This window comes from Azospirillum mesophilum (assembly GCF_053470405.2).
Genome location: NZ_JBPXMQ020000024.1, coordinates 43,143 through 59,972 on the forward strand (window position 1 = coordinate 43,143; position 16,830 = coordinate 59,972).

Below are 16,830 nucleotides of genomic sequence, written 5' to 3' on the forward strand. Positions count from 1 at the left end.
CTCAGGTCGGTCCTACGCCGGTGTTGGGGCGGCTGCCGGTGCCGATCAAGGTGCCGATGGCGCGCAGCACGGTGTCCGGCGGTACCGGTTTCGACAGCACGGGCGCCTTGCGCAGCCGTTCGTTGGCGGTGTCCAGCCCGCCGTAGCCGGTGCAAAAGATGAAGGGCACGCCCATGGCGTCCAGCGTCTCGGCCACGGGGAAGGACGACTGGCCGAACAGGTTCACGTCCAGCACGGCCGCGTCCGGCGGTTCCCGGCGGGCAAGGTCGATGGCCTCCTGCACGCGCCCCACGGGGCCGAGCACCGCATAGCCGGCGCCCTCAAGCACCTGCTGCAAGCCCATGGCGGTCAGGGCTTCGTCCTCCACCACCAGCACCCGGCTGCCGGGCACCACGGACCGGTGGTCGTTGGCGGCCTTGCGGGGCGACTCCGCGGCCGGGCGCACGCCGCTGACCACGTAGCAGTCGCGCGGCAGGGTGATGCGGCAGCGCAGGCCGGCGGGATCCCAGTCCATCTCCAGATCGCCGCTCATCTGGTCGAGGATGGTCTGTTCCATCAGCGTCGTGCCGAAGCCGTGCCGGGTCGGCGTCGCGACCGGCGGACCACCCGTCTCGGTCCAGCACAGGGCCAGCCGGCCGCTCCCCGGCTCCGGCTTCCAGGTCACCGCGACGTTCCCCTCGGGCACGGACAGGGCGCCGTATTTGGCGGCGTTGGTGACCAGTTCGTGCAGGACCATGGAGACGGACTGGGTTACCTCCGGCACGATGGCGACGGGCGGGCCGGAAATGGCGACCCGGCCGTTCTGGGCGAAGGCGCCCAGCTCCTCCCCGGCCAGCGTGGCGAGGTCGGCTCCCGACCAGCGGCTGGCGGCGAGCAGGGCGTGCGCCCGCGCCATGGCCGTGACGCGCCCTTCGACCGCGCTGGCGAACTCGGCCGGGTCGTCGGCCCGGCTCAGCAGGACGATGGACTGTACGACCGCCAGTGCGTTCTTCGCCCGGTGGTCCACCTCCCGCATCAGCAGGCGCAGCCGGTCCTCGGCGTCCTTCCGGTCGGTGATGTCGGCGGCCATGCTGACCACCAGCCGCCGGCCCTTCGCGTCGCGGCCGATGGGGGAGGAGCGGAAGGCCCAGGTGCGTTCGCGGCCGTCCGCCGTCCGGATGACATACTCGCCCTCGTCGATGGGCCGGTCCAGCCTGTGCAGCCTTTCGATGTCCATGCGGATGGCCGTGCGCCGTTCGCCGTAGGCGCGCTCCGTCCAGTCGTCGATGGTGGCGATCTCGTCGCGGCGGTAGCCGGTGGCCTCCAGCCAGCTTCGGCTGACGTGCACGATCGTCCCGTCCTCCGCGTGCACCATGACAGGGAAGGGGGCGTCGTCGATGGCCCGGCGCACCCGCTCCTCGCTCTCGGCCACGGCCTGTTCCGCTTCCTTCAGATTGTGGATGTCGGTGCAGGTGCCGACCCACAGCTTGGCCCGGGTCTCCCGCAAGCCGCGGCACAGGTGCCAGCGGTAGACGCCGTCGTGGCGCTGGAAGCGGTATTCGGCCTCGTAGCGGGTCCCGGACTCGACCGCCATGGCCCAGTTCCCGGCGGCGCGCTTCCGGTCGTCGGGATGCATGATCCGCAGCCATCCATCCCCCAGCAGGGCTTCGGGGGACAGGCCGGTGTAATCCTGGAAGCTCTGGTTGGTGTAGATGTTCTTGCCGTCGGCGTCCGTCACGAACAGCAGGGCGGGCAGCGCGTCCGTCGTGGTGCGCAGCAGATCCCGGCTCTCGTCCAGTTCGCGCTTGGTCGCCTTGCGGTCGGTGGTGTCGGCGATGACCGTCACCGCCGCCGCGATCCGGCCGTCGTCGTCGCACACGGGAACGCTGCTGACCTCCAGCTCCACCGTCCGGCCGTCCGGACGGCGGTAGGTCATCGGCTCCCGGTCGATCGTCTCGCCATAGCGCAGGGCGCGGGTGGTCGGGTACTCGTCCACTCCGTAGGCGCGACCGTCGGGATGCACCGCGCCGTAGGACGCATAACGGGCAATTCCGTCGCCGCTCGGCGCGATCTGCGTGATCTCCCGCGCGCGGTCGTTGAGGATCAGCGCCTTCCCGTCCGGCGCGCCGGCGATGGAGATGCCGACCGGGGCTTGGCGCAGCACCGCCTCCAGAAGGCCGCGCTCCCGATGCAGGCGGGATTCCTGGTCGCGCAGGCTGTGTTCCACCGCCTGCCGGCGGCGCGACTCACGGTGCAGCACCAGGAACAGGAGCGTCGCCGTGATCAGAATGAACAGCCACCCCTTGTAAGTCTGGACGGTGGCGAGATTCTCGGCGAACAGGGTTGCGGCAATGCGGTCCGACGCGGCGATCCACACGGCTGAGACCGCGGCGTAGCCGACAGACACCATCACGGGGAATCGCGACCGGTGCCGTTCCTGGCTCGTCGGCTTGCCGCGCGGCGTGTCGGGAAACGGACCTAAGCCGTCGTCGGGCGACGTCGTCATAGCGCCACCCGCCCAGCCGTTGCCGTCCAAAGCTCATCCCCGCGCGAATTCTTTGGTATTCTCGACAGCATGCCCCGATTTCCGAAAAACGCTGTGTGACAAGAATATTGCCGGCCCTTCGGCCACCCGGCCCGAGCAGCAAGGCACGACCGTGCGTCGTTCCTAGGCCCCAAGGTGCTAAAACGGCGCGCGGCGTCCTGCCGGTTCCGTGCACTGCAACCGTTTTTATCTGAAATCGTCTTGGTCGCCCGTACGGGAGCTACAGAAGCCGTCGCCCGAGGAACAGCAGGGGACCGCGCTGTATGGCGTCGGTGAAGCCGGCGCGCTGGTAGAAGGCGACGTTGCGGGCGAAGACCGCGGTGACGAGATGCACGCCGGGAAGCCCGTCGGCCCGGCAGTCCTCGGCGTAATGGTCCACCAGCATCCGCCCGATGCCGCGATCCCGGTAACCGGGCCGGACGTTGACGTGCAGGTGGGCGGGAAAGTCCCGGAAGCGGTCGGCGAAGACCTCGTATTTCGGAATACTGCGGGCAAGCTCCACGGCCCCCGCGCTGTCCTTGCAGCCGGTCAGGTAGCCGAGGATCGTGCCGTCCTCCTCCACCGCGAACCAGACGTCGGCTGGGGCCTGCTCCAGGTACCAGCCGGTCCAGGTCTGCCGGAAGGCCGCCCGCTCCTCCGGCGAGGCGAAGCGTGTCCGCGTGGTGGAGAGAAAGAAAATCTCCTCCAGCGCGGCGAGGGCCGCCGCCGGGTCGGGCATTTCGGTCAGGCGGACCAGCATGGTTCCTCCTGCGGCCCCGCTAGCGGCGTTGCGCCAGCAGGAAGGAGGTGTTGCGCGGGGCCAGCATGGTGTAGCGCCCCTTGGCCTTCATGACGCCGGCCCCTTCCTCGGCGTCGGGGCCGTGGCCCCAGAACAGGTCGCCGCGCACCGCCCCCTTGATGGCGCCGCCGGTGTCCTGCGCGACGACGAGCCGCTTGATCTCGCCGTTCGGCACGGGTGCGTCGCGCAACTCCAGCCAAAGCGGCACGCCCAGCGGGATGTAGCCGGCGTCCACGGCGAGGCTGCGGCCGCCGGTCAGCTCCATGTTGCGGGCGCCGCGCGCGCCGATGTTGGGGCGCAACTGGAAGAAGACGTAGGAGGGGTTCAGGTTCATCACGCGCTTGGCGTCGGCCGGATGCTCGTTCAGCCAGCGGCGGATCAGCGGCATCGTCACCTGTTCCGGCGTGGCGTAGCCGATGTCGATCAGGTGGCGGCCGATGGGATAGTAGCTGTGGCCGTTCTGCCCGGCGTAGCCCAGCGCGACCACCGACCCGTCCGTCATCTCCACGCGGCCGGAGCCCTGGATTTCCAGGAAGAAGGCGTCGATGGCGTCGTCCACCCACAGGATCTCCAGCCCCTTGCCCTTGAGCGCGCCGTCGACGATGCGCGAGCGGGTGGGGATGCCGCGCTTGGTGCGCTTCGGCGTGCGGTAGATCGGCACGTTGTAGCGGTCGGTGCGGGTCCAGCTTCCGTGCAGCGCGACCTCGTAATAGCCGGTGAACAGGCCCTCCTGCCCCTCGGACAGGGACACGGGCGTGAAGTTGTCCTCGAAGAAGCGGCGCGCCGCCTCCGGGTCGTTGGCGGGCAGGGCGCGGGCGGCGGCGCAGATCGGGCGCCAGTCGGCGGTGGTGCCGGCGGCGGGGTGGGCGCCGAGCGGCTTGTCGGAGGGCTGCGCGTCCACCCAACGGCAGGTGCGCTGCACGGCCGGAAGGGCCTGGGAATGGTCGTCGTCGATCCAGCCGGACAGGCTGCGGAAGTCGGCCGAGACCTTCTCCAGGCCGGGGCGCTGCGGCTGCGCCGCACGGATTCCCCCTGGACCGCCGGCGGTGGGCGTGTTGCCCGCGCAGGCGGCCACCAGTCCGAGCGCGAGGAGAGAGGGTACGCGCGTCAACACGCGCGCCATGACACCGCCGACCGCAGCCGCCATCGCGTACTCCGCACCGAGTTCTTTGATTTCACCAAAAAGGAAGGGAGGCTCGACTTGCCGCGACCAAGACGGCAAAGGCAAGTACCTCTACCTCTTTTTTGCCTTTTTGCGCGATGACGGTCAACAGTTCTTCGCGTCCACGATAGCGCGCCGGGGACCTTGTCACAGGCCCGGCGGGGCGCGCGGGAGGCTGAGGCGCGCGCGTGGAGGATGACAAGCGGCGGCGAAACGGGTTATCGACCGTGGACAGCATCGCGCACACCGCCCGTACCCGCCTGTATTTTAGTGCAAGGACCGACCATGACTCCCGCCGCCCGCCTTCAGGCGGTCATCGACCTGCTGACCGAGATCGACGAAACCCCGCGCCCCGCCGACGCGGTGATGAGCGCCTATTTCCGCGCCCGCCGCTACATCGGGTCCAAGGACCGCACCGCGGTGGCGCAGACGGCCTACGCGATCCTGCGCCGGCACGCGCGCCTGACCTGGTGGCTGGAGCGGCTGGGCCACCCGCCGACCCCGCGCGCCCGCGCCATCGCCAACGAAATCCTGGCGGAAGGCAAGCCGGCCGCCGATGTGAAGGCGCTGTTCGGCTCCTCCAAGTTCGCCCCGGAGCCGCTGAAGCCGGAAGAGGCGAAGCTCGCCAACGAGCTGGACACCCACACGCTGGAGCATCCGCAGATGCCGGAAAGCGTGCGCGTCGAATGCCCGCCCTGGGCGGAGGAGCCGATGCGCGCGGCCCTTGGCGACCGCTTCGCCGTGGAGATGCAGACCCTGCTGGAGCCGGCGCCGCTCGACCTGCGCATCAACCCGGTCAAGGCGAGCCGCGAAAGCGCGAAGAAGGCGCTGGAGCGCGCCCGCATCACGGCGGAGCCGACGCGCTGGTCGCCGCTGGGCCTGCGCGTGCACGGCCGTCCGCCGCTCGGCACCGTGGACGCCTTTAAGGAAGGGCTGGTGGAGATCCAGGACGAGGGCTCCCAGCTCGTGGCGCTGGCGGTGGCCCCGAAGCCGGGGCAGCAGGTGGTGGACTTCTGTGCCGGGGCCGGCGGCAAGACGCTGGCCATCGCCGCGCTGATGAAGAACAAGGGCCGCGTCGTCGCCTGCGACGTGCTGGCCGGCCGCCTGAAGCGCGCCGCCGAGCGGTTCCGCCGCGCCGGCCTCCACAACATCGAGGCGCACCCGCTCTCCAGCGAGCGCGACCCCTGGGTGAAGCGCCACAAGCGCAAGTTCGACCGCGTGCTGGTGGACGCGCCGTGCAGCGGCACCGGCACCTGGCGCCGCAACCCCGACAGCCGCTGGCGCCAGCTCGGCCCCGGTCTCGACCAGCTTCTGCCGCTCCAGGCGAGCATCCTGGACAGCGCCGCGCGTCTGGTGAAGCCCGGCGGGCGGCTGGTCTACGCCACCTGCTCCATGCTCCCGGAGGAGAACGAGAAGCAGGTCGCCGCCTTCCTGGAGACCCATCCGGAGTTCACCGTGAAGCCGGTCGCCGAGGTGTGGGCGGAGGAAGAGGCCGGTCCCCCGCCCGCCGAGGGACCGTACCTGCGCCTGACCCCCGCCCGCCACGACACGGACGGCTTCTTCGCCGCCGTGCTGGAGCGCAAGGCCGAGGAGGAGAAGGCGGAGGAGGAAAAGAGCGACGGAATCGGGGCGGAAGAGGCGCAGGCCTAGGCTCTCCCAACGTCCTCTCCCAACGGTCCTATCCGTTCCGTCATCTGGACACACCCGGCGCCCGCGTCCAGCTTCTATGTTGGCAAAACGGCGGCGGGAGTGCCCGATGGGCGATGCTGTGGTGATTCGGGACGCGCGTCCGTCGGACGCCACGGGCATTGCCAAGGTCCACATCGCCAGCTGGCGCTCCACCTATCCGGGGCTGGTGCCGGACGTCTATCTGGTGAACCTGTCGGAAGCGGCGGCGGCCATGCGCTGGTACAACGCCGTCCAGTCCCACGGGAAAGGACAGGGCGCGCTGGTGGTGGAGGAGGGCGGCACGGTCGTCGGCTTCGCCACCTACGGTCGGCGCCGCCTGCCGGTGGAGGGGTATGAGGGCGAGTTCTACGCCCTCTACCTGCTCGACGAGGCGAAGGGGCTGGGGCTCGGGCGGCGGCTGATGGCGGTGATGGCGGAGCGGCTGCTGGACGCCGGGCTGAAGACCGCCGTGGTCTGGTGCCTGCGCGACAACCCGTCGCGCTGGTTCTACGAACGGCTGGGCGGCGTTCGGGTCGCGGACCGCCCGATCCGCTTCGCCGGGGCCGAATTGGTGGAAATCGCCTACGGTTGGCAGGATTTGACGCCTCTTGCACGCTTGTCCGCGGGGCCTGAAATGCGGTAGTCAGGGGCTTGATCCCCCGCATCAGGTTGTTTCCATGTCCGCCGAGCGCGTTCTCATCCTCGATTTCGGGTCTCAGGTGACCCAGCTCATCGCCCGCCGCGTCCGCGAGGCCGGCGTGTACTGCGAGATCCATCCCTTCAGCATGAGCGAGGACCGGATCCGCGATTACGCTCCGAAGGCCGTGATCCTGTCGGGCAGCCCGGCCTCGGTCACCGAGGAGAACGGGCCGCGCGCGCCGGAGGTGGTCTTCACCCTGGGCGTCCCGGTGCTGGGCATCTGCTACGGCCAGCAGACCATGTGCCACCAGCTGGGCGGCACCGTCTCCGGTTCCGACCACCGCGAATTCGGCCGCGCCTTCATCGAGGTGAAGCAGACCTGCGCCCTGTTCGACGGGCTGTGGGAGGTCGGCGCCCGCGAGCAGGTGTGGATGAGCCACGGCGACCGCGTCACCGCCCTGCCGGACGGCTTCCAGGCCGTGGCGGTCAGCGAGGGCGCGCCGTTCGCCGCCATCGCCGACGACGCCCGCCAGTTCTACGGCGTGCAGTTCCACCCGGAGGTCGTGCACACCCCGCACGGCGCGCAGCTGCTGGCGAACTTCGTCCACCGTGTCGCCGGCCTGAAGGGCGACTGGACCATGGCCGCCTTCAAGAGCCAAGCCATCGAGCGAATCCGCGCCCAGGTCGGCAAGGGCAAGGTGATCTGCGGCCTGTCGGGCGGCGTGGACTCCTCGGTCGCCGCCGTGCTGATCCATGAGGCCATCGGCGACCAGCTGACCTGCATCTTCGTGGACACCGGCCTGATGCGCGCCGGCGAGGCGGACGAGGTCGTCACCCTGTTCCGCGACCATTACAACATCCCGCTGGTCCACCGGAACGCGTCGGAGCTGTTCCTGGGCAAGCTGGCCGGCGTCACCGACCCGGAGCGCAAGCGCAAGATCATCGGTGGCCTGTTCATCGACGTGTTCGACGAAGAGAGCGCCAAGATCGGCGGGGCGGAGTTCCTGGCCCAGGGCACGCTGTACCCCGACGTGATCGAGAGCGTGTCCTTCACCGGCGGCCCGTCGGTCACCATCAAGTCGCACCACAACGTCGGCGGTCTGCCGGAGCGCATGAAGCTGAAGCTGGTGGAGCCGCTGCGCGAGCTGTTCAAGGACGAGGTCCGCGCGCTTGGCCGCGAGCTTGGGCTGCCGCCGGCCTTCATCGGCCGCCACCCGTTCCCCGGGCCTGGCCTGGCCATCCGCGTGCCGGGCGAGATCACGCCGGAGAAGCTGGACATCCTGCGCAAGGCCGACACGGTCTATCTGGAGGAGATCCGCAACGCCGGCCTCTACGACGCGATCTGGCAGGCCTTCGCCGTGCTGCTGCCGGTCCGCACGGTGGGCGTGATGGGTGACGGGCGTACGTATGACCATGTGCTGGCCCTGCGCGCGGTGACCTCCACCGACGGCATGACCGCCGACTGGTACCCGTTCCCGCACGACTTCCTGGCGCGGGTGTCGAACCGCATCGTCAACGAGGTCCGCGGCGTCAACCGCGTCGTCTACGACATCACATCGAAGCCGCCCGGCACGATCGAGTGGGAATAAGGGGCGCGTCCGGTCTGGGGCGGGAAACCGCTCCGGCCGGGCTTGGCCGGTGTTTCGTCACCCGCCGAGGTTCGGGAGCCAATCCTCGTCTGACGTGACTTCCTGGCCGTCCAGATCGACCTGGGCCTCGGCGGGGAAACACAGCAGGTTCACGCTGACCACGGTGGGGAACACGTTCTCCACGCGGCCGAAGGCATTGTTCGGGTCAAAGAGCGGCGGCGTGTGCCACCACATCCGGTATCCCATGGACCGGATCAGCGCGATGAGCGCCGGCGACTGGTGCCGGTCGTCGTTCTCCACATACAGCGCCGGCCTGTGTTCGGCGATGGTGCGCGCGGCCCCCTTCAGGACGGCCGGTTCCATGCCTTCGACATCCGCCTTGATGAGGCGGCACCGTGACAGGTGGAGGGAATCGATGGTCACCGCCGGGACATCGACCCCCGTCTCCTCCGTCTGGCCTTCGAGAGTCACGCCGCCGAAGTTGTAGGGCAGCGTCGGGTCGATGGCGGGGACGTGGAGCGTTCCGGCGGCGTCGCTCACCGCGGCTTGGCGGGTGATCACGTTGGTCAGCCCGTTCAGCGCGACGTTGGCGCACAGCATCTGGAACGCGATCCGCTGCGGTTCGAACGCCAGGACGAAGCCGTCGTTCCCGACCCGGTGGGCCAGCGGAACGGTCAGGGATCCGATGTTCGCCCCCACCTCGATCACGACGTCACCCGGGCCGACCAGCGTGGTCAGCACCCGCGCCTCGCCCTCGGAATATTCGCCGTAGAGGTCGAGCGAACGCCCGATGTACGCGTCGTTGACGTTGTACAGGAACAGCCCGTGCCGGCAGGGCCGCAGCCTTCCCCAACCGCCGGGAAGGTCGATGGCGTCGCTCATGGTCGCAATACCCGTGGTGGAGACCTGCGGGAGCCTACCACAACCCGCGCCGCCGGTGCAGGCCGGGATGGCGGCCCCTTACGACGCCCGCGCTTCCCAATCGTCCCGCATCGGCGGGGCGACCAGCCGCGCGGCGGGCAGGCGGATGGTCACGGTCGTGCCCTTGCCGGGGGCGCTGTCCAACTCCACGCCGCCACCGTGCAGTTCGGCGAAGCGGCGCACGATGGGCAGGCCGAGGCCGATCCCGTCGTGCCGGCGGACCAGCGAGCGTTCGGCCTGGGTGAAGGGGCTGAAGATGCGGCCGGCGATGTCCGGCGCGATGCCGGGACCGTCGTCGGTAACGGCGATGGCGATGGTGCCGGCCTGAAGCTCGATGCGGGCCGTGACGCTGCCGCCGGGGTGGCTGAACTTTGCGGCGTTGTCCAGCACGCTCATCAGCATCTCGCGCAGGCGGCGGTGATCGGCGCGGACGCTGATCGGCGGGGAGGGCATCAGCGCCAGCGTCAGCCCCTTCGCCTCCGCCTTGGGGGCGAGCAGGGCGAAGCAGCCGGTCAGCAGCCGCGGCAGATCGACGTCCGACTCCGCCAACTCGATCCCGCCGGTGGAACCCCGCGTGAAATCCAGGATGTTGTTGACCATGGTGAGCAGCGCCTTGCCGCTCTCCTCGATCAGCTTGATGTACTCCACGCTGTCGGAATGGCCGATCCGGCCCGCGGACTCGTTCGCCAGAACCTCGGCGAAGCCGATGATGGAGTTCAGCGGGGTGCGCAGTTCGTGGCTCATCACCGACAGGAAGTCCAGCTTGGCCTGGTCCGCGCGCCGGGCGGCGTCGAGCGCCTCGCGCAGCTCCGCCGTGCGCTCCGACACGCGCCGTTCCAGGTCGCGGTTCTGCTCCGCCGCCCGGCGGTAGAGCATGCGGATTTCAAGCATGTTCCGCACGCGGTGCAGAAGTTCCCACGCGATGAAGGGCTTGGTCAGGAAGTCGTTGGCGCCCAGTTCCAGCGACTTGCGCCGCGTCTCCTGGTCGGTGTGGGCGGTCAGCACCAGCACCGGCACGTAGTCGTCGCCATGGATCGCGCGCAGCCGCTCCATCAGCTCGAACCCGCTCATGTGCGGCATGCGGATGTCGATCAGCAGCAGGTCGTAGCGCTCGGCCTCGCACAGGGCCGGAACCCGGCGCGGGTCGGTCTCGCCGCGCACGCGGGCGTAGCCGTCGTGGGTCAGGATCTCACGCAGCAGGTCGACGTTGGCGAGGTTGTCATCGACGATCAGGATGGCGGCGTTCCTGACGTCCCGCGCGATGCTTTCGTCGATGCTGCGTGTCATGGATGCGCCGTCGTCTCCGGGAAGTCCGGTGCCATGGTCTCCCCACCGCCGGTCCGCGGCACCTTCCCTATACGGCGGGTGCCTGCCCCTTCGGAAGAGATTGGCTTAAAGTCGTCGCAAGTGCCGTGAATTGCAATGAGAATATCGGACCATGCCGGTCCGTTCCGACTCGGCAACGGTTGACGGCAACGGTTGACGGCCGGTTGGTGCGGCTCCGCTCAGGCGCGCTTGTCCCAGCCGCCCCGGTCGTTCTGCTGCCAGTATGTGAGCGCGTGGCCGGCGGCCTTGCAGGCCTTCCAGCGGTCGCGGGCGGCCATCACGGCCTCCTCGTCGTTGCCGTCGAAAAGGTCGCAGACGAGGTCGTAGGTGGACAGGCTGTCGCTGGTGACGCCGTCCACCTGCACCAGCACAGTGGCGCCGTTGGGGTTTTCGTCGTCGGCCGTCAGCCAGACCGGCTGCTGGTCGGCGAACCCGTCGCGGGCGCTGCCGTGCGGCAGGAAGCCGGCAGGGTCGTAGGTCCAGAGATGCTGGTTGAGCGCGTCCACCCGCTCCGGCGAACCGGCGAGCACGACGGCCCGCCAGTTGCGCTCCAGCACTTTCTCCAGAATCTTCGGCAGCGCCTGTTCGAGCGTGCGCCGCTGGAGGTGATAGAACCGGACCTCGGTCATGACCCCTGATCAGCCTTCTCGCTCAGCCTTCCCGATCAGCCTTCGTGGAATTGCGCCACGAACCGGTCGAGCAGGCGCACGCCGAAGGCGGTGCCGCCCTTCGGCACGGTGGCGCTGTCCTTTTTCGACCAGGCGACGCCGGCGATGTCGATGTGCGCCCAGGGCAGGTCGTTGACGAAGCGCTTCAGGAACTGCGCGCCGATGATGCTGCCGGCGCCGCGGCCCGACCCGACGTTCTTCATGTCGGCGATGTCGGAGTTGATGTCCTTGTCGTAGGCCTCGCCCATCGGCAGGCGCCACAGCGGCTCGCCCACCGCCTTGCCGGCGGTCAGCAGATGGTCGGCCAGAGCGTCGTCGTTGGCGAACAGGCCCGCATGCTCGTGGCCCAGCGCGATGATGACGGCGCCGGTCAGGGTGGCGAGGTCGATCATCAGGCGCGGCTTGAAGGTCTCCTGCGCGTACCACAGGCAGTCGGCCAGCACGAGGCGGCCTTCGGCGTCGGTGTTGATGACCTCGATCGTCTGGCCGGACATGGAAGTGACCACGTCGCCCGGACGCTGCGCCGTGCCGGACGGCATGTTCTCCACCAGCCCGACGATGCCGACGGCGTTCACCTTCGCCTTGCGGGCGGCCAGCGCGCGCATGGTGCCGATGACCACGGCCGCGCCGCCCATGTCCCACTTCATGTCCTCCATGCCCGCCGCGGGCTTGATGGAGATACCGCCGGTGTCGAAGGTGACGCCCTTGCCGATGAAGGCGACGGGGCGGTGATCCTCCGCACCGGGGTTGCCGTCCCAGCGCAGCACGACGACCCGCGGCTCGAAGGCGCTGCCCTGGGCGACGCCGATCAGCGCGCCCATGCCCAGCGTCTTCAGCGCCTTCAGGTCCAGCACCTCGACCTTCAGTCCGACGCCGGCCAGTTCCTTGCAGCGCTCCGCCAGGCTTTCCGGGTTGACGACGTTGGCGGGCTCCGACACCAGATCGCGGGTCAGCGCGACGGAGTCGGCCAGCGTCTCCAGCCGGGCATAGGCGCTCTGCGCGGAGTCGGCCTCGCCGGTCAGGACGGTGACCTGCTCCAGGGCCGGCTTGGGCTCCTTCTTGTCGGTCGTGCGGTACTTGTCGAACTTGTAGGAGCGCAGGCGCGCGCCGAAGGCCAGCTCGGCCGCCGCCTCGGCCGGCGCCACCGTGGAACCGGCGGGCAGGTCCAGCAGCACGGACACGGCGGTCTCGCCCGACTTGTCCAGGGCGGCGACGAGCGCGCCGCCAGCCGCCTGGAGGACGGTCTCGCTCACCTCGTCCGGCTTGCCGAGGCCGACCAGCAGCACGCGGTCCACCTCCACGCCCGCCGGGGCGAGGATGACCAGCGTTTCGTCCTTCTTGCCGGTGAAGCGGCTCGCCTTCATGGCGCGGGTGAGCGCGCCGCCGGTCTTCTGGTCCAGGTCCTGCCCGGCGGCGCCCAGGGCGCGCTCGGCGGCGACGGTGACGGCGACGGTTCCGGACTTCGGGAGTTCCGGTTTCGCAAAGGCGAACTTCATCGAATCCTCTCAGGCAGGACGACCGGCGGGACCGGGTCGGTAAGGGTGGGGATCGATCGGCAACCTCTCTGCGATAAAGACCTTCCCAGGCGGTCTGTCAAGGCGCGGGCCAGTTGTTTCTGACGCCGGTACGCAGTACATAGCCCCGGCGGCTTCGCGGCTTTTCACCGGGCCGCCGCGCCAATTGCCCGTTGAATCGGCCGGGGAGGCCGAAGCCATGTACTCATCCGCCACGCTGTCGCGCTACATCGGACGCCAGTTCGTCACCTGGTTCGTCCTGCTGCTGCTGATCCTGCTGTCGATCATCGTCCTGCTCGACATCGTGGAACTGCTGCGCCGCGCCGGCAGCAAGCCGGGCGTGACGCTGGGCCTGATCGTCGAGATGGCCTTCCTGAAGCTGCCGGAGATCGGCCAGCAGATCTTCCCCTTCGTCATCCTGTTCAGCGGCATGTTCACCTTCTGGCGCCTGACCCGCAGCGCGGAACTGGTGGTGGCGCGCGCCGTCGGCGTGTCGGCGTGGCAGTTCCTGACGCCCGTGCTGATCGCCGCGGCCCTGATCGGCGCGGTCAAGGTGACGATGATCAACCCCGTCGGCTCGGTCTTCATCGCCAAGTACAACCAGATGCAGGACCGTTACCTGAAGATGCGGGCCAGCAGCTTCGACGTGTCGCGCAGCGGCCTGTGGCTGCGCCAGCAGGCGGATGGGGAGCAGTATTTCATCCACGCCGACCAGGTGAACCCGCAGACCTTCGAGATGTCGCAGGTGATCGTCCTGCGCTTCAACGGCGACATGAAATACCTCGGCCGCGCCGACGCGCCGCGCGCGGTGCTGAAGAACGGCCAGCTGGAGCTGCGGGACGCCACCCTGAACCAGGGCAAGAAGGAATCGGAGACGGTTCCGACCTACAACGTGCCGACGGAGCTGGACCGCGCCACCATCGAGGAGAGCTTCGCCTCACCGGAGACCATCTCCTTCTGGGACCTGCCGCACTTCATCCGCACGCTGGAGGCGACCGGCTTCCCGGCGACGCGGCACCGGCTGCACTACCAATCGCTTTTGTCGCAGCCGCTGCTCTACATGGCGATGGTGCTGTTCGCCGCCGCCTTCTCCCTGCGGCTGCCGCGCCGGGGCGGCACGATGACCATGGTCACCGGCGGCGTGCTGACCGGATTCGTGCTGTTCGTGGCCAGCGACGTGATCCGCACCTTCGGCATTTCGGAAACCATCCCCCTGGCGATGGCCGCCTGGAGCCCGGCGGCGATCAGCCTGCTGCTCGGCACCGCGGCGCTCCTGCACCTGGAAGACGGCTGAAAAAGGGCGGGGGACACCGCAGACGGATGGACGGCGCCCCGCCTTTGGCCACAATTCCGTTCCACGCTTGCACCCACGATTCCGTTTACACGCGCGTGGGCGGGCCGTATTAAACGGCAACCACCTCTGGAGCTGGAGCACCATGTCGAGTTTGCGAGCCGTCCGGTCTGCCTTCGCCGCGGCGACCGCTTGCGTCCTGATCGCCGCGTCGCCCGCCGTCGCCCAGACGGCGAAGGCCCCGGCCGGCAAGGCCCCCAACGCTCCCGCCGCCGCCGGCGCGCAGGCCCCGTCCGAGCGCATCGCCGCCGTGGTGAACGACGAGGTCATCTCGCTGTCCGACGTCTACGCGCGCATCCGGCTGGCCCTGCTGAACGCGGGCGCCCAGGACAGCGCGGAGACCCGCCAGCGGCTGACCCCCCAGGTGCTGCGCCAGCTGGTGGATGAACGCCTTCAGATCCAGGAAGCCAAGCGCCTGGGCATCACGGTGCCGACGTCGGAGATCGACGATGCCATCAAGCGCATCGCCGACCAGAACCGCATGGCCCGCCCGCAGCTTGAAAACCTGATGAAGTCGCAAGGGGTTCCGCTCTCCACCCTGCAGGAGCAGGTGCGCGCCCTGCTGGCGTGGCAGCGCGTCATGCAGCGCCGCATCCGCCAGGAGGTGGTCGTCGGCGACGAGGAGGTGGAGGCCGTGATGCAGCGCATCAAGGCCAACATCGGCAAGCCGGAATATCTGGTGGCCGAGATTTTCCTGGCCGTCGACAGCCCCGACCAGGACGACGAGGTGCGCCGCACCGCCGACCGCCTCGTCGAGGAGGTGCGGCGCGGCGGCAACTTCGCCGCGCTGGCCCGCCAGTTCTCGCAGTCGGCCGGCGCCGCCGCGGGCGGCGACATGGGCTGGGTCCGCTCGGGCGAGCTGAACCCGGAGCTGGACAAGGTGCTGACCTCCATGCGGCCGGGCCAGATGTCCGCCCCGGTGCGCACCGCGACCGGCTATCACGTCATGCTGGTCCGCAGCCAGCGCGCCTTCGGCAGCAGCGCCGCCACCGGCGGCGCCAGCGAGGGCGAGGCGCCGCCTCCGCCCCCGCCGCAGCCGCGTCCCCAGCCGCGCCCCGACTTGGCGAAGACCAAGGTCAACATGAAGCAGATCGTCCTGCCGGCCCAGTCCAAGGACGAGCTGAAGGCGGTCCAGGCCCAGGCGGAAAAGCTGCGCAAGTCGATCAAGAGCTGCGCCGACTTCGAGGAAAAGGCCAAGGCGACCGGCGTGCCGGAGTCGGGCGACATGGGCACGCTGCGCGCGAAGGACCTGCCGGCGGGCCTGCAGCAGCTCGTCGTCGCCATTCCCGTGGGCCAGCCCAGCCCCGTGCTGATGAGCCCCGGCGGCGCCGTCATCCTGATCGTCTGCAAGCGCGACATGCCGATGATCCAGCCGCCGCCCGCGCCGGAGCCGCAGCCGGTCGCCGCCCCGGCCCCGCCGCCGCCGGCACCGATCGATCCGAAGGACATCAAGATGCCGCCGCGCGAGGAGATCGAGCGCGACCTCGTCAACGAGCGCGCCGACCTGCTGTCGCGCCGCTACCTGCGCGACCTGCGCCGGGCGGCCTTCGTGGAGGTCCGCATCTGATGGGCGCCCCCGCGGATGTCCGGCCGCCGCTCGCCGTCACCATGGGCGAGCCGGCCGGAATCGGCGGGGATATCCTCCTGAAGGCTTGGCTCTCGAAGGCCGGGGAGGCGCTGCCGCCGTTCTTCGTTCTGGACGATCCCGATCGCCTGACGGCGCTCGCCGCGCGGATCGGCATCGCGGTCCCCGTCCGCCCCATTGCGTCGCCTGCTGAGGCTTTGTCCGTCTTTCCGGCCGCCCTGCCGGTGCTGCCCCAGCCGCTGGCCGTGCCGGCCGAACCGGGGCGTCCCGACCCGGCCAACGGGGCGGCGGTGATCGCCAGCATCGACCGCGCGGTCGAACTGGTGCGCCGTGGGGAGGCCGCCGCGGTCGTCACCAACCCGATCCAGAAGTCGGCGCTCTACGCCGCCGGCTTCCGTCATCCCGGCCACACCGAGTATCTGGCGCACCTCGCCGGCCTGACCGAGGAACCGGTGATGATGCTGGCCGCCCGCGACCTGCGGGTGGTGCCGGTGACCATCCACGTCTCGCTGCGCGACGCGGTGAACCAGCTGACGACCGAGGCCATTGTTCACGCCGGCCGGATCACGGCGGCCGGGCTGGCGCGCGACTTCGGCATCGCCAAGCCGCGTCTGGCCGTGGCGGCGCTGAACCCGCACGCCGGCGAGGACGGCACCATGGGGCGGGAGGAGATCGACATCATCGCCCCCGCCGTTGCCGCCCTGCGCGCGGAGGGGATCGACGCCGTCGGGCCGCGCCCGTCCGACACGCTGTTCCACGCGGCGGCCCGCGCCGGCTTCGACGCCGCGCTGTGCATGTACCACGATCAGGCGCTGATCCCGCTGAAGACCATCGATTTCGACACCGGGGTCAACATCACGCTGGGGCTGCCCTTCGTCCGCACCTCGCCCGATCACGGCACCGCGCTGGACATCGCCGGGACGGGGAAGGCCAGCGCCTCCAGCCTCATCGCGGCGATGAGGACGGCCGATCGGATGGCCCGCACGCGCGGCACGCGCGCCGCGGGAATACATAAGTAGGGACGCTACTCCGGCTTGCCTTCGCGACCGGAAGCGCGCATTCTGCGCTCTCGAAGCATCTTATCGATTCGAGATGGTGGAGCGCG

The 16,830-nt window shown here is 69.7% G+C and carries 13 protein-coding genes; 6 read left to right on the forward strand and 7 right to left on the reverse strand.

The window, feature by feature from the left end; all coding sequences use genetic code 11:
- Position 1 precedes the first annotated feature (1 nt).
- The 3 genes from ACSVC7_RS21425 to mltA all read right to left on the reverse strand — a co-directional run bounded on the left by ACSVC7_RS21425 (position 2) and on the right by mltA (position 4,449).
- Positions 2 to 2,485, reverse strand: coding sequence for a PAS domain S-box protein (locus ACSVC7_RS21425; protein ID WP_448206619.1), 2,484 nt, complete (start codon positions 2,483 to 2,485; stop codon positions 2 to 4).
- 259 nt (positions 2,486 to 2,744) lie between these two features.
- Positions 2,745 to 3,263, reverse strand: a complete 519-nt coding sequence (locus tag ACSVC7_RS21430; RefSeq protein WP_448206618.1) for a GNAT family N-acetyltransferase — start codon at positions 3,261 to 3,263, stop codon at positions 2,745 to 2,747.
- A gap of 19 nt (positions 3,264 to 3,282) precedes the next feature.
- Entirely contained in the window at positions 3,283 to 4,449 is a 1,167-nt protein-coding gene (gene mltA, locus ACSVC7_RS21435) for a murein transglycosylase A (RefSeq protein WP_448206617.1), read from the reverse strand.
- A gap of 300 nt (positions 4,450 to 4,749) precedes the next feature.
- Here mltA and ACSVC7_RS21440 point away from each other — a divergent pair, with 300 nt between their 5' ends.
- The 3 genes from ACSVC7_RS21440 (at position 4,750) to guaA (ending at position 8,360) form a co-directional block, all read left to right on the forward strand.
- Positions 4,750 to 6,114 (forward strand): RsmB/NOP family class I SAM-dependent RNA methyltransferase, encoded by a 1,365-nt coding sequence (locus tag ACSVC7_RS21440; protein ID WP_448206616.1) that lies wholly within the window; start codon positions 4,750 to 4,752, stop codon positions 6,112 to 6,114.
- Positions 6,115 to 6,220: 106 nt separating this feature from the next.
- Positions 6,221 to 6,775: a GNAT family N-acetyltransferase gene (locus tag ACSVC7_RS21445; RefSeq protein ID WP_448206615.1), complete on the forward strand. Its 555-nt coding sequence runs from the start codon at positions 6,221 to 6,223 to the stop codon at positions 6,773 to 6,775.
- A 34-nt stretch (positions 6,776 to 6,809) separates the two neighbouring features.
- The gene (gene guaA / locus ACSVC7_RS21450; protein WP_448206614.1) at positions 6,810 to 8,360 is read left to right on the forward strand and encodes a glutamine-hydrolyzing GMP synthase; all 1,551 of its coding nucleotides are present in this window, start codon (positions 6,810 to 6,812) and stop codon (positions 8,358 to 8,360) included.
- A gap of 57 nt (positions 8,361 to 8,417) precedes the next feature.
- Here the strand turns inward: guaA and ACSVC7_RS21455 are convergent, their stop codons facing one another.
- The 4 genes from ACSVC7_RS21455 to ACSVC7_RS21470 all read right to left on the reverse strand — a co-directional run bounded on the left by ACSVC7_RS21455 (position 8,418) and on the right by ACSVC7_RS21470 (position 12,771).
- A complete protein-coding gene (locus ACSVC7_RS21455; RefSeq protein WP_448206613.1) occupies positions 8,418 to 9,242 on the reverse strand; it encodes an FkbM family methyltransferase in 825 nt (274 codons plus the stop codon).
- A gap of 78 nt (positions 9,243 to 9,320) precedes the next feature.
- Positions 9,321 to 10,568, reverse strand: coding sequence for an ATP-binding response regulator (locus tag ACSVC7_RS21460; RefSeq protein ID WP_448206612.1), 1,248 nt, complete (start codon positions 10,566 to 10,568; stop codon positions 9,321 to 9,323).
- 218 nt (positions 10,569 to 10,786) lie between these two features.
- On the reverse strand, positions 10,787 to 11,236 hold the full coding sequence (locus tag ACSVC7_RS21465) for a DNA polymerase III subunit chi (RefSeq protein WP_448206611.1): 450 nt from the start codon (positions 11,234 to 11,236) through the stop codon (positions 10,787 to 10,789).
- A 35-nt stretch (positions 11,237 to 11,271) separates the two neighbouring features.
- Entirely contained in the window at positions 11,272 to 12,771 is a 1,500-nt protein-coding gene (locus tag ACSVC7_RS21470) for a leucyl aminopeptidase (protein ID WP_448206610.1), read from the reverse strand.
- A 217-nt stretch (positions 12,772 to 12,988) separates the two neighbouring features.
- Between ACSVC7_RS21470 and lptG the strand changes: the two genes are divergently transcribed.
- The 3 genes from lptG to pdxA all read left to right on the forward strand — a co-directional run bounded on the left by lptG (position 12,989) and on the right by pdxA (position 16,744).
- A complete protein-coding gene (gene lptG, locus ACSVC7_RS21475) occupies positions 12,989 to 14,083 on the forward strand; it encodes an LPS export ABC transporter permease LptG (RefSeq protein ID WP_448206609.1) in 1,095 nt (364 codons plus the stop codon).
- A gap of 142 nt (positions 14,084 to 14,225) precedes the next feature.
- A complete protein-coding gene (locus ACSVC7_RS21480) occupies positions 14,226 to 15,707 on the forward strand; it encodes a peptidylprolyl isomerase (RefSeq protein WP_448206608.1) in 1,482 nt (493 codons plus the stop codon).
- Positions 15,707 to 16,744: a 4-hydroxythreonine-4-phosphate dehydrogenase PdxA gene (gene pdxA, locus ACSVC7_RS21485; protein ID WP_448206607.1), complete on the forward strand. Its 1,038-nt coding sequence runs from the start codon at positions 15,707 to 15,709 to the stop codon at positions 16,742 to 16,744. The genes ACSVC7_RS21480 and pdxA overlap by 1 nt, the downstream gene beginning before the upstream one ends.
- Positions 16,745 to 16,830: the final 86 nt, after the last annotated feature.